General features: G+C 63.3%; 17 protein-coding genes. 1 reads left to right on the top strand and 16 read right to left on the bottom strand.

The features are described from left to right. Positions 1–15: 15 nt before the first annotated feature. The 9 genes from ybgF to BM151_RS13725 all read right to left on the bottom strand — a co-directional run bounded on the left by ybgF (position 16) and on the right by BM151_RS13725 (position 6,952). Complete coding sequence (gene ybgF, locus BM151_RS13765; RefSeq protein ID WP_342714576.1) at positions 16–855, bottom strand: tol-pal system protein YbgF; 840 nt, start codon at positions 853–855, stop codon at positions 16–18. A gap of 21 nt (positions 856–876) precedes the next feature. Continuing rightward, positions 877–1,401 (bottom strand): peptidoglycan-associated lipoprotein Pal, encoded by a 525-nt coding sequence (gene pal / locus BM151_RS13760; RefSeq protein WP_090061305.1) that lies wholly within the window; start codon positions 1,399–1,401, stop codon positions 877–879. 109 nt (positions 1,402–1,510) lie between these two features. Continuing rightward, a complete protein-coding gene (gene tolB / locus BM151_RS13755; protein ID WP_090061304.1) occupies positions 1,511–2,860 on the bottom strand; it encodes a Tol-Pal system beta propeller repeat protein TolB in 1,350 nt (449 codons plus the stop codon). Next, complete coding sequence (locus tag BM151_RS13750) at positions 2,857–4,026, bottom strand: hypothetical protein (RefSeq protein WP_090061303.1); 1,170 nt, start codon at positions 4,024–4,026, stop codon at positions 2,857–2,859. Before BM151_RS13750 ends, tolB begins: the two co-directional genes overlap by 4 nt. Before the next feature lie 11 nt (positions 4,027–4,037). Beyond that, a complete protein-coding gene (gene tolR / locus BM151_RS13745; protein WP_090061302.1) occupies positions 4,038–4,508 on the bottom strand; it encodes a protein TolR in 471 nt (156 codons plus the stop codon). Between the two features lies 1 nt (position 4,509). Continuing rightward, positions 4,510–5,205: a protein TolQ gene (gene tolQ / locus BM151_RS13740; RefSeq protein ID WP_090061301.1), complete on the bottom strand. Its 696-nt coding sequence runs from the start codon at positions 5,203–5,205 to the stop codon at positions 4,510–4,512. A gap of 144 nt (positions 5,206–5,349) precedes the next feature. After that, positions 5,350–5,739, bottom strand: coding sequence for a tol-pal system-associated acyl-CoA thioesterase (gene ybgC / locus BM151_RS13735; RefSeq protein WP_090061300.1), 390 nt, complete (start codon positions 5,737–5,739; stop codon positions 5,350–5,352). Positions 5,740–5,778: 39 nt separating this feature from the next. Further along, positions 5,779–6,345: an RNA 2',3'-cyclic phosphodiesterase gene (gene thpR / locus BM151_RS13730; protein ID WP_177213149.1), complete on the bottom strand. Its 567-nt coding sequence runs from the start codon at positions 6,343–6,345 to the stop codon at positions 5,779–5,781. Next, positions 6,323–6,952 carry a hypothetical protein gene (locus BM151_RS13725; RefSeq protein ID WP_090061299.1) on the bottom strand — a complete coding sequence of 210 codons (630 nt, stop codon included), beginning with the start codon at positions 6,950–6,952 and terminating at the stop codon, positions 6,323–6,325. The genes thpR and BM151_RS13725 overlap by 23 nt, the downstream gene beginning before the upstream one ends. A 109-nt stretch (positions 6,953–7,061) precedes the next feature. On the opposite strand from BM151_RS13725, the gene aroQ reads away from it, so the two are divergent. Then, positions 7,062–7,499 (top strand): type II 3-dehydroquinate dehydratase, encoded by a 438-nt coding sequence (gene aroQ / locus BM151_RS13720; RefSeq protein WP_090061298.1) that lies wholly within the window; start codon positions 7,062–7,064, stop codon positions 7,497–7,499. On the opposite strand, the gene BM151_RS13715 is transcribed toward aroQ, so the two are convergent. From BM151_RS13715 to BM151_RS13685, 7 genes are all read right to left on the bottom strand, one after another. Beyond that, positions 7,500–8,225, bottom strand: coding sequence for a hypothetical protein (locus BM151_RS13715; RefSeq protein ID WP_143093104.1), 726 nt, complete (start codon positions 8,223–8,225; stop codon positions 7,500–7,502). 95 nt (positions 8,226–8,320) lie between these two features. Further along, positions 8,321–8,623: a pyrophosphohydrolase domain-containing protein gene (locus BM151_RS13710; RefSeq protein WP_090061296.1), complete on the bottom strand. Its 303-nt coding sequence runs from the start codon at positions 8,621–8,623 to the stop codon at positions 8,321–8,323. A gap of 21 nt (positions 8,624–8,644) precedes the next feature. Next, the gene (gene ruvB, locus BM151_RS13705) at positions 8,645–9,685 is read right to left on the bottom strand and encodes a Holliday junction branch migration DNA helicase RuvB (RefSeq protein WP_090061295.1); all 1,041 of its coding nucleotides are present in this window, start codon (positions 9,683–9,685) and stop codon (positions 8,645–8,647) included. 4 nt (positions 9,686–9,689) lie between these two features. After that, positions 9,690–10,370 (bottom strand): Holliday junction branch migration protein RuvA, encoded by a 681-nt coding sequence (gene ruvA / locus BM151_RS13700; protein ID WP_090061294.1) that lies wholly within the window; start codon positions 10,368–10,370, stop codon positions 9,690–9,692. A 13-nt stretch (positions 10,371–10,383) separates the two neighbouring features. Then, positions 10,384–10,893, bottom strand: a complete 510-nt coding sequence (gene ruvC, locus BM151_RS13695; RefSeq protein WP_090061293.1) for a crossover junction endodeoxyribonuclease RuvC — start codon at positions 10,891–10,893, stop codon at positions 10,384–10,386. Between the two features lie 236 nt (positions 10,894–11,129). Further along, positions 11,130–11,477, bottom strand: a complete 348-nt coding sequence (locus BM151_RS13690) for a hypothetical protein (protein ID WP_090061292.1) — start codon at positions 11,475–11,477, stop codon at positions 11,130–11,132. 93 nt (positions 11,478–11,570) lie between these two features. Next, positions 11,571–12,443: a 50S ribosomal protein L11 methyltransferase gene (locus BM151_RS13685; protein ID WP_090061291.1), complete on the bottom strand. Its 873-nt coding sequence runs from the start codon at positions 12,441–12,443 to the stop codon at positions 11,571–11,573. Positions 12,444–12,523 lie beyond the last annotated feature (80 nt).

Here is a 12,523-nt window from a genome sequence, read left to right as displayed (position 1 = left end):
TCTCAGGCAAACGGATCAGGGACAGTTTAGCTTCTGGGCCTCGATCACGGACTGCGCAGCCGCCTCGGAGCCCGGGAAACGCGCGCCCACTTCGCCGAACATGACACAGGCCTTGTCGCTCTGCCCCAGCTCCCCCAGAGAGCCCGCCAGTTTCAACAGCGCATCCGGGGCCCGGTCGCCTTCGGGGCTGCCGGAGAAACTGTCGAGATAGGCCCGGGCCGCATCCGCGGTCTGGCCCATCGCGTGCAACGCTTCGCCGCGCATGAAATGCGCCTCGCCGGTGAGATAGCCGCCGGTGTAGGTCTGGGCGAATGTGGCAAAGGCCGTGGCCGCCTGTTGATAATCGCCGGCCTCATAGAGCACCTTGGCCGCATCGAAATCGCCCTGTTCGGTCATGGCGAATTCGCCATCGCCTTCCAGCGGCACATCCGTCGCCGGCCCCGTCACCACCAGATCGGTGGCGCCCATGTCACCGCCGATCGGCTTCAAAGGCGGCAGGTTGCCGATGTCACAGCCTTCTTCCAATTCGCAGAGCCGGAAATTCAGGTCGTCGAGCTGGTTGGTGCCGTCCTTCACCACCCGGTCGACGCGGAACTCGAGATTTTCGATCTTTGCCGTCAGCTTGGCGAGCGCCGCCTCCAGGAGATCGACCCGCTCCAGCGTGCCGGTGCCGGCAAATTGCGTGTTCGGCGCGCCGGTGGTCGAGAGCTCCTGCTTGAGCTTGCCCAACTCGACCGAAAGCACCGCGGCCTGTTGCCGGATATCCGCGAGCGTCTCGGCGTCCTGTGCAAAGGCGGCACCGGAGCCCAAGATCAGGGAAAGGGCCAGCACAGAGCCCCGGATCATCGCTTTCATCGCTGGTCTCCCCTTCGCCTCTTACATGCCGGCGCCGGCGGCCAGCACGGTCACGGCACGGCGGTTCTGACTATAGCAGCTCTCGTCGGAACAGATCGCGATCGGGCGTTCCTTGCCATAGGGAATGGTCTTGAGCCGCGACGGGTTCACCCCCTGGCTGATCAGATATTCCTGCACCGAGGCGGCACGACGGGCCGAGAGCGCGAAGTTGTAGTCGCGCGTGCCCTGCTCATCCGCGTGGCCTTCGATGATCGCGGTATAGGCCGAATTGTCCAGAAGCCAGCTCGCCTGACCGGCAAGAATGGTGCGTGCCTCATCCGAGAGCGTGCTCTGATCCACGGCAAAGAGCACGCGGTCCCCCACGGTCTGGTTGAAATAGGCAACCGAGGTCGGATCGGAAGCCGATCCGGCCACCATCGCGTCGGCGCCGGTCGCGCCCGCGCCGGCTCCCGCGCCGAAACGGCCCGGGTTGGTACAGGCCGAGAGGCCCAGAGCCGCGACCAGAAGAAGCGCGCGGGAGGCGGAAGAGGTGATGAATTTCGACATTGAGAAGGTCCTTTACGGAAGCTCGATACTGCTCAGGCTTGATTTGGTTAACCGGACTATAGCATCCTCCCCGCGGCTTGGGGAGGTGCCCTTCGTTGATTTCGCGGCGCTATTTCAACAGCGGCGACCAGGCCGGATCGGAAGCGCCGGCATTGGTCGGCACGCGTTTGAGATTGCGACCGGTGATGTCCACCGTGTAGAGCGCGCTCTCACCGCCTGCGCCCTGGCTTTCGCGGGCGAACATGATCACCCGGCCATTCGGCGACCAGCTCGGGCCCTCGTCCAGGAAAGACGCGGTCAACAGCCGCTCTTCCGAACCATCGGTGCGCATCACGCCAATGTGGAAGCGGCCCTGGTTCTGCTTGGTGAAGGCGATGAGATCGCCGCGCGGCGACCAGACCGGCGTGCCGTAGCGGCCCATGCCGCTGGAAATCCGGCGCGCCTCACCGCCCGACGCGGGCATGATATAGAGCTGCTGGGTGCCGGACCGGTCGGATTCAAAGACGATCTGAGAGCCATCGGGAGAGAAGGACGGTGCGGTCTCGATCGCCGGCGTGTTGGTCAGGCGCGTGATCTGTCCGGAGCCGATCTCCATGCGGTAGAGATCGGTATTGGTGCCGGTCGCCATCGAATAGACGATGGCCTGGCCATCGGGCGAGAACCGCGGCGCAAAGGTCACGGCCTCGGCCGGCACCGGCAGACGACGGCGCGTCACCGTGCCGACGTCGAGCATCATGATCTGCGGCGTGCCGCTCTCATAGGAGGTGTAGAGCACCCGGTCGCCGGTGGGCGAAAACCGCGGCGCGAAGACGATGAAATTGTCGTCGGTCAGATATTGCAGCCCGGCGCCATCGTAATCCATCACCGCGAGGCGTTTCTTGCGGTCATTCTTCGGCCCGGTCTCGGAGACAAAGACCACACGGCTGTCGAAATAGCCGCCTTCACCGGTGATCCGGCTATAGACCACATCGGAAACCTTATGGGCGATCCGGCGCCAGCTTGCGGTCGAGCCGCCAAGTTGCAGCCCCGAGCCCAAAGGCGCCTCGGCATAGACGTCGAACACGCGGAATTTCACCGCCAGATTGCCCGAAGCATCGAGCCCCACGGCGCCGGTCACCAGACCCTGGGCATTGATCGCTTTCCAATCGGCATATTGCACCGGAGTGGTGAAATTCGCCACTTTGGAAATATGCGCCGAGGGCGGGATTTCCCGGAACAGCCCGGTGCCCACGAGATCGGCGGCGATCACATCGGAGATCTGTTTGGCGAACTCTTCCGCCTGTGGCGTCTCGGCGATGAAATCCGGGATCGCCAGAGGCAGGGGTTCGATCACGCCGCGGGTGATGTCGAGTTTCAGGGGGCCCGGGTCCTGCGCCAATGCGGGCACCGCCACTCCAAGAGAGAGCGCGGTCGCACAGGCACAGACCAGAGAACGGACCAAAGCAGTCGGGCGTGTCATTTGAACCTCATTTGTTCAGGATCGAACGTCATTTCGATATTGCGCCAATGGGCGAATTTTTCCACCGGCAATGGGAAGCCGCGGGCGCCGCAGCGGATAATCGCCCGCCGGGCCACGGCAAAGGCCTGATCGGCGGCGGTTTGCGAGCCGCCATCGAAGGACAAAAGCTTGATCGAGCCGTTTTGCGGCGTGCCATCTTCGTTCATCGCGACACCGACCGTGATCGTGGTGCGCATCGCCTCCGACGACATGGCGCCGACGTTCCAGCATTGCGACACCGCAACCCGCATGCCTTCGCGCTCGCCACGGGTGAGCGGCGGGCCGGCGGGGCGTTCGGGGGCCGCGGGTTTGGCAGCGGTTTCGGCGGCCAGAGCGGCAGCCGCAGCGGCAGCGGCTTCGGCCACGGCGTCGGAACTCTCCGGTTGCGGCTCGGGCTTGGCCTCCGCCGCCTGTTGCGCCGCGCGCTCGGCCTCGCGCTGCTGCTCGGCCAGAGCGGCGAGATTGGCCGGTCGCGCCTTCGGGCGCGGCGAAGAGGACAGGCCCGACGGCTTCTCGGCCTCGGTCACGATCTCGGTCGTGGTCTCTTCCGGGGCGGATTGTTCCACTTCCTCTTGCACCACCTCGGGGGTCTCGGCCTCCGGATTGGCGGCCTCCACGGGCGCGTCGGAAATCTCCGGCTGCGGCTCCGGCGTGTTGACCACCTGATCGGCGATGCGCGGCACCGGGCGCGGTGTCGGCGGTGTGTCGGCCACATCCGGCAACTGGGCGCCCGGATCTTCGAGCGAGATTTCCGGATCGACCTGCGGTTCCGGCGGGGTGGGATCGAGTGCAACCGGCGGGATCAGCGTGGCCGGGGTCTCGGGCTGCGGTTCGGCGGCCTCTGCGGGCGGCGCTTCGGGCGTGACCGTTTCCGGCGCAGCCTCTTCGACCGGACGCAGCACCGGCGCCGTGTCGCTCTCCGGGGCCTGCAGGGTCGGAGCCTCATCAAAGGTCTCCGGCGCGGTGCTTTGGTTCACCATGGCGTTGAACTCGGCCTCCGAGATCAGCGCAACCTCCTGTACAGCCTCTTCGCGCGGCTTTTGCGGATGCAAGAACAGCCCCCCGAAGAGCATATAGGCGATCAGCGCCAGATGGCCGCCACCAGAGATATATTGGCCCGCGTTCACGCTGCCTGCCCTCAGTTCCCGGAGCCGTCGAGACGCGGCCCGCCCTGTTCGGTCACCAGACCGATCTTGCGAAACCCGCCGGCATTGAGCGCGCCCATGACCTCGGCCACCTTGGCATAGGGCACGGCGCCATCGGCGCGCAGGAAGATCTTGTCATCCTGACGTTCCTCGGCGATGGCGCGAAGCTTCGCGACCAGATCCTCTTCCGGCGTCTCGTTCGACATCAACAGCACCTGCCCCTCGGCGGTGAGCGTGATGGTCAAGGGTTCCTGTTCTTCCTGCGGCAGCGCGGTCGCGGCGGTTTCCGGCAGTTCGACCGGCACGCCGACGGTCATCATCGGCGCCGCCACCATGAAGATGATCAGCAGCACCAGCATCACGTCGACGAAAGGCGTGACGTTGATCTCGCTCATCGCGGCAGGGCGACGGCGGCGACCTCTGCGCCCCCCGCCCCCTGATTTCTGTGCAACTCCCGCGCCCATGTCAGCTGTCCAATTCGCGCGAGAGAATGGTGGCGAACTCGTCGGCGAAAGCCTCGTAGCCGCCAAGGATGCGATCACTGTCGGCGTTGAGCTTGTTGTAGAAAATCACCGCCGGGATCGCGGCGAGAAGACCAAGCGCGGTGGCCAGCAGCGCCTCGGCGATGCCCGGCGCCACAACCGCGAGGTTGGTCGATTGCGCTATGGCGATGTCTTCGAACGCGGTCTTGATGCCCCAGACGGTGCCAAAGAGGCCAATGAACGGCCCGGTCGAGCCGACGGTGGCGAGGAAGGAAAGTCCCGAGGTCATCTCTTCGCTTTCCTTGGCAATGGCCACGTCCATCGAGCGGTCGATCCGCGATTGCGCGCCGGCAATGAGCCCGCCATCGGCCTTGTGCGAACGCCGCCATTCGGTCATGCCGGCGGCAAAGACCCGCTCCGGCGCGCTCATCGCGCTGCCCTGGATCTGATCGTAAAGCTCGTCCAAAGGCTCGCCGGACCAAAAGGCCTGATCGAACACCGCAGCTTCGGCGCGGGCCTTTTTATAGGCGATGAATTTCTGGATGATGATCGACCATGACCAGAACGAGGCCACGATCAAGAGGATCATCACGATTTTCACAATGAAGGTTGCGCGCATGAAAAGCGCCAGCAAGGAGAAATCGATCTCCTGCGCCATCGCAAGGGTTGTCTGGTCCATGAACCTGCTCTTTTAATCGCCTGTCGGCCGCATCTACACGGCTCTATCATTACGCAGGATTCTATCGCATCGGCAGCCCACACGCCAACACGAACATGTGAAAGACACGCGAATTTTTCCGGTTTTCGGCGATTTCGGGGCGGCTCAGTGCAGATTTCGGCGGAGAACCGCCGGAAGACGCGCCGGATGACCGGTCGCGGTGAGGGCGACAAGGGTGACTTGCGAGGTGAAAAGCAGCTCTTCCCCGCGTTTGACCACCTGAGCGAGCACGATCCGGGCACCGGTCATCGCCTCGAGCGCGGTCTCGACGGTGAGATCGTCGTCGAACTTCGCGGGGCTGAGGTAATCCGCCTCGACCCGGCGCACGGCGAAAACCACGCCCTCTTCTTCCTTCAGCTTCACCTGATCGACGCCGAGATCGCGCACCCATTCGGTGCGCGCGCGTTCGATGAACTTGAGGTAATTGGCGTAATAGACGATGCCCGCGAGATCGGTGTCCTCGTAATAGACATGAACGGGAAATCTGTGGGTCATCTGCGCTCGCCTTTTGCTTCGGGCCGGTTTGCGCCAAGCCTATTTGCTCAACGGATAGCTCGCAAGCACCTCATATTGCGCGCCTTCCTGGGTCAGCAGGGATTCGACCATCTGACAGGCCTCGGGCCGGAACCCCGGCCATTGAAACCCGCCCTGAAGGGTGAGAAAGCGTTCCAGTTCATCGCGCTCGAAAGGCGCGAGACGGTTGAACCGGCGGAGCGTCACATGCGGGCGAAACCGTTCGTGCGGCAGGGTGATGCCAACCCGTTGAACCGCCTGCCGCACCTTGCGCCGCAGCTCTGTGAGCGCCTCATGCGCGGTGACAGAGGCAAAGAGCAGACGCGGTTTCGCGCCCCCGAACAGGTCCAGGCCTTCAATCGCGATCTCCGGTTGTGGCAGGGTCATGGCGCTCAGCGCCTCATGCAGTTCCGCCAGAACCTCTTCGGGTTGATCGTCGAGAAAGGCCAGCGTGACATGCATATTTTCCGCCGGCACCGCGCGGCCCAAGCGCAGGCCACTCGCCAGATCTTCGAACCGGTCACTCAGGTCTTCCGGCAGGGGAATGCCGACAAAGGCGCGCATCTCACCCCGCAATGACCCGGGCATAGAGCCTGAGCGCATGGGAGGCGTCGCGGGCCGCGGCGGGCAACATCGGGTCATAGGCGGCCCGCAGCACATTCGCCACATCCGGGCGCACCACCGTGCCCTCGGCAGTCTCTGCCAAGGGGCTGTCTTGGGTGAATTCGACGTCCGACCACAGAAGCATCGCCTGCACCGCCTGACTCAATGCGATCACCTCGGCGGGCACATTATCCATGGCCCCGCCCATGCGCACAAAGGTAAAGCACGCCTTGATCGCGCCCTGATCGTCGAACCGGAAGGCCCGATATTGATGCGCATTACGCTCCTGTAGCTTGGCGACCTTGGCCTCCAGATCGGGGATCAGATCGCCCATATGCGGCACGTCCAGAAGCTCCGCCCAGTCGGACAGGAAGAACACCATCAGGTTGGTGCCCAGTTCCGGGTCCATTTCCTCGATCCGGTGTCCGGCGATGGCGACACAGGCCTCGATCGCCGATTTCACCGTCACCAGCGTCTCGTCCTCGACACCGAACACGACGGGCGCGATCGGGCGCCCCCAGCGGGCAAAGACATAGTCGCCATTCGAGCGGGTAAAAAACTCTTCGATGTGTTCCGGTGTGATCTCGCTCATGTCGCCCTCTCGCGTCCTCGTCACCTTTGCCCGCCCTTTTGCAACGCAACGCCTTGCGCGGCAACCCCCGCTCCGCGTAGCTTGGCCGCAAAGACACATGAGGCGCATCATGAGCAAGACGATTTACATCCTGAACGGCCCCAACCTGAACCTTCTGGGAAAACGCCAGCCGGAGATCTACGGCGCCGACACGCTCGAAGATGTCGAGGCGCTCTGTGCGACCGAGGCCTCCGCGCAGGATCTCGACATCGTTTTCGCGCAGTCGAACCATGAGGGCGAGATCATCGATCTGATCCACGAAGCGCGCGACAAAGCCGCTGGGATCGTCATCAACCCAGCGGCCTATACCCACACGTCTGTGGCCATTCTCGATGCGCTCAACACATTCGAAGGCCCGGTGATCGAGGTGCATATCTCACAGGTCCACAAACGCGAAGCCTTCCGCCACCATTCCTATGTCTCCATGCGCGCGGATGCGGTCATGGCCGGCTGTGGCGTCAATGGCTACAAGCTGGCCGTCGCGCAGATGGGGCATCTGCTGGGGTGACTACTCGTCCTGCGCCTCATACATGCGGATGAATGCTTGGATCACGTCATTGTCCTCGCTAGCCATAAGCAACATCGGTTGCTGTATATTACCATTCTTTCGCTGAACCGCCGCTGATACCCGATCACCATCCTTGTGGAGCATGAGAACGCCACGAAGCTCGTCGCAAGCGTCAGCTTTGCAGCCCTCCGCAACCAACCAGTCGCCGTCCCAAAAGAAGAGGCTGGCCTGCTCGAACAGTCCGCGCAGCTCCAGCAGCCCGACGGGACCAACGCGTTTCAAGAACCATGCCTCCCACGCCGGATCGTCGACCAAACGCTTTGGATGCATCCCCTCCCATTGGGTCACTTGGGTAAAGCCCAGTGATTTCAACGGCGCCTGCGCCTCATGGACCTCATGCCCTTCGAGCCAGTAGCGCACATCCCCGCTCTGCCCCAGATCGGTCGCAGGAGAGATGACCTCGATCCCCCGCTCCGTCCTAAAAGCCTGCGCATCGTCGTGGCATGTCCCGAATGGTTCCGACACCCAAAGGGGGTCGGCCCCGGCATCGAGATAGACCCACATCTTTGGACAGGCCGTCCCGCCCGAAGCCAAGAGGATCAGCAACAAATCCTCGTCCTGTGCGGCAATGTCGAGATGATCCACGGCAAGCGGCAAAGCCACCGCCTCATCGGCAATCCAAAGTGCATTCGTCTCAAGGGGCCCAAGCGGCAAAATCTCGGCCACGCCCGCCGAGGTCTCCACCCGGTCCGCCGCAAGAGCACCAAACGAAAGGGCGCTCAAAACGAACGACAAACAGAAGCGCCAAACAGGCACACGCCTCATAGATACTTGCCCCATTTGCGCGCAAAAGCCTCTGCCAAATCAACGCCTTCTGTCTCCGCCAAAACGGCCAGAAACCCCAAAAGGTCCGCCAGTTCGTCCTCAAAATCGCGCCGCAAGGCCTCCGGGTCGCCAGCCGCGCCCCGCGCGCGTCCGTGGAGTTTGAGATAGGCCGACGCCACTTCCCCCATCTCCTCGGTCATCTTGCCGATCAGCATAAGCCCGTCCCGGGTGAGATCGAAAGTCTCGACATAGATGTCATTCACGACCTTCGCCTGCCGCTGCAACTCTGTCAGCTCCATCGCGATCTCATCTCCTGCCCTCTACTTTCCGAACAGATCGCTTTGATCCGGCGCTTTCGGCGCCTCCAGGCCGAGATGTTTCCAGCTCTTCTGGGTCAGCATCCGACCACGCGGGGTGCGCTGAATCAGACCTTGCTGCAACAGATAGGGCTCGATCACATCCTCGATGGCGTCGCGGCTCTCGGAGAGCGCCGCCGCCAGCGTCTCCACCCCGACCGGTCCACCACCGTAATTCTCGGCGATCATGCTCAAATACCGCCGATCTGCGCCGTCGAGGCCCAACAGGTCGACGCCCAGACGAGTGAGCGCACCATCGGCCAGCGGCTTGGTGATCCGCCCGTCGCCCTCGACCACGGCGAAATCGACCACGCGGCGCAGGAGACGCCCGGCGATCCTTGGCGTGCCACGGGCGCGTTTGGCGATCTCATGCGCCCCGTCGGGATCGGCGGGCACCCCCAAGAGGCGCGCACCCCGGGTGACGATCTCGTGCAACTCTTCGGTGGTGTAGAACTGGAGCCGCGTCGGGATGCCGAAACGGTCGCGCAAGGGCGTGGTCAACAGCCCCAGACGCGTGGTCGCGCCGACCAATGTGAACGGCTGCAACTCGATCCGCACCGTGCGCGCGGCGGGGCCTTCACCGATCACCAGATCGAGCTCGAAATCCTCCATCGCCGGGTAGAGCACCTCTTCGACCACCGGGTTCATCCGGTGAATCTCGTCGATGAACAACACGTCGCGGGCCTCGAGATTGGTCAGGATCGCCGCCAGATCGCCGGCTTTCGCCAGAACCGGTCCCGAGGTCATCTTGAAATTCACGCCCAACTCACGCGCCATGATCTGCGCCAGCGTGGTTTTACCGAGCCCCGGCGGGCCGTGGAACAGCACGTGATCCATCGCCTCTTCGCGCATCTTGGCGCTCTCGATGAAGACCCGCAGGTTGGCGCGGGCCTCGTGCTGGCCGATGAATTCCTCGAGCGCCTGCGGTCGCAACGCGCGGTCGGCATCGGCGCGCTCATCTTCCGGGCGACGGTCCGGGCGCAGGGTCGGATCGGGGCTTTCCATTCACTTACCCTTTCGGTGCCAGAAGGCGCAGCGCGGCCTTGATCAGCGCGGAGGTGTCGGCCTCGGGCGCCTCTTGTGCGGCTTGTGCCACGGCCTGCGCCGCATCGGAGGGAGAATAGCCGAGGTTCTGAAGCGCGGACAGGGCTTCGGCCTCGGCACTTGCATTCGCCTTCGGAGCAGCTTTCTTTGGCGAAGATTTCGCGGTGGGTGCAGCGCTTTCGATCACCTCACCCGTCTCCGGCGCTTCCAAAGTCTTTGACAGCGATCCGCCCATGGACATCACCGTGGGCGCCTTGTCCTTCAGCTCGTTGACCACGCGCTGCGCAATCTTCGGCCCGACGCCCGGCGCGGCCTTGACCGCGGTCCAGTCGCCCAGCGCGATCGCCCGCCCCGTGGCTTCCGGCCCGAGCGTGCCCAGGATCGCCATAGCGGCTTTCGAACCGATGCCCTGCACCGAGATCAACAGGCGATACCATTCCTTTTCCAGGCGTGAGGTGAAGCCGAAGAGCTGCAGGTTGGTCTCCTGCACCAGCATATCGGTGTAGAGCGCCACCGGCGCCCCCTGCCCCGGAAGCGCCATGCGGGTGCGTTCGGAGATATAGACGATATAGCCGACCCCGCGCACATCGATCATCACGTGATCCGTGCCGATATAGTCGATGACACCGGTGAGCTTTCCAATCATAGGCGTTTCCCGATCATGAGGCGGCTTTCCTGATCGCATCCTGCAAACGGCTTGCGGATTGCGCGTGGTAAGAATGGGTGATGGCGATGGCCAGCGCGTCGACCGCGTCCGGGCCTTCGAGCCTGGCGCCCGGCAATTGCAGCTTGATCATATGCTCGACCTGTTGCTTGGCGGCGTGCCCAACCCCGACGACGGTCTTTTTCACCGCATTGGGGGCATATTCCCCGATCGGCAGCCCGGCACGGGCGGGCACCAAAAGCGCGACGGAGCGCGCCTGACCGAGTTTCAGCGTCGCCACGGCGTCCTTGTTGACGAAAGTCTGCTCAACCGCGGCGCAATCGGGGGCGTAGGTTTTGACAATCTCGGTCAGCTGATCGAACAGCGACAACAGCCGGGTGGCCAGATCATCGGAGGAGGCCGAGCGGCAAATGCCATTGGCCACATGGCTGATCCGCGGCCCGGCGACATCGATGATGCCCCAGCCCATATTGCGCAGCCCCGGGTCGATCCCCATCACACGCATGCTCTCACCTGCTCGTTTATTCGTTGCAACCGAGTTAGCACGAAACGAGAACATTTGCCAAGCGGAGGTTTCATGCCATCGTGGCCCCGATCGCAATTCGCCCCGGCCGCGGCCACGGCGCGGGCCAAACCAAAGAAAAACCCGCACCGGCGAGGCGGTACGGGTTTCGACGTGGACGGGTCCGGGCGGCCTAGAGGGAAAAGGCCATTCTCACGGAGCCCAAAATTTCCGACAACTCACTTCAGGAGCATCTTCCCCTGCGTGGCAAGCCAGACGGTCAGACCATCGGCATGCATGAGCCAGCCACCAGCGCGTTCGATCGCCGTCCCTTCGGACAGGGTTGCGACCCGGGCGTTGTAGGTGCCTGCGCCGATCGAGGCAAAGAGCATTGCCTTGAACAGCAAGACCCCAACGAGGGCCACGATCACGAGATGCAGCGGACGCCGCATGCCACGCCGACGCGGACGGGCAATGATCAGGCCATCCTGGTTCACCGAATACACGGCACCATGAGACAAGGCGCGACGCCGCGCTTCGATCTTGGTCAGCCTTTTTTCCAATTGCTGCGAGCCGGCATATGCCATGGCAGCCTCCTTGTACGCCGGCCCCCACCGACCATGACAAGATTGCGGCAAAATGTGGCGCAAATGTGGCAAACAAGGCATTTTTGGGTGTTTTCAGGCTTCCCGCGCCATAGTCAGCGTCGTCCAGTCAACAATCTCTTGGCGGTCAACGAGATTGAACCCGTTGCGTGTATAAACCTCGACAACCTCATCGGCCTGCGGATTGAGAATCCCCGAGAGAATCACATACCCACCGGGCTTCACATGCGCCGCCATGTCGGGGGCGAGCGCCACCAACGGCCCCTTGAGGATATTGGCAAAGACCAGATCGAACGGCGCCACTTCGGCCAGCACAGGATGGTTGAAGCCCGCCGCTTCGAGACAGTTCACCTGCCCGGTCAGACCATTGGCATCGACATTCGATTGCGCCACCTCGACCGCCACCTCGTCGATGTCGGAAGCATAGACCAGCTGATCGGTGAATTTCGCCGCCGCCATCGCCAGCACCGCGGTGCCACAGCCGATATCGGCCACCTTGTCAAAAGAGAGCCCGTCGCCCAGCAACCGGTCGAGCGCCTTGAGACAGCCCAGAGTGGTCCCGTGATGACCGGTGCCAAAGGCCATCGCCGCCTCGATCAACAGACCGATCTTGTCAGAGGGCAGCTTGTCCGCGTCATGCGAACCATAGACAAAGAACCGCCCGGCCTCGACCGGCGCCAAGTCGCGACGCACCTTGGCAACCCAATCGGTCTCCGGCAGTTCGGAAATGACGAAATCCGGCGCGTCATGCGCCTTCGACAGAAGCGCCAGCGCGATCTCGTCGGGGGCTTCGGTGAAATAGGCGCCGACTTCCCAGAGCCCGGAGCCGTCTTCGATCTCGAAAACACCCACGCCCGTCGGTTCGGGCTCGAGAAATTCAAGCGCCTCGCCAATGGCCTCGGCGGGGGCCTTGCCCCGGGTCTTGGTGAAAGCAGTAAATGTGGGCATGGCGGCGCTCCTGATAGGTTTGTCCCCGCTTACCCCTCCGGCGCGATTTACTCAAGCACAGGCTCGCAGGAGACAGACCG

It is taken from the genome of Celeribacter neptunius (assembly GCF_900113955.1).
Taxonomy (GTDB): Bacteria; Pseudomonadota; Alphaproteobacteria; order Rhodobacterales; family Rhodobacteraceae; genus Celeribacter; species Celeribacter neptunius.
Note: the sequence above shows the minus strand (reverse complement) of the source record. Positions and strands in the feature narration are given on the sequence as shown.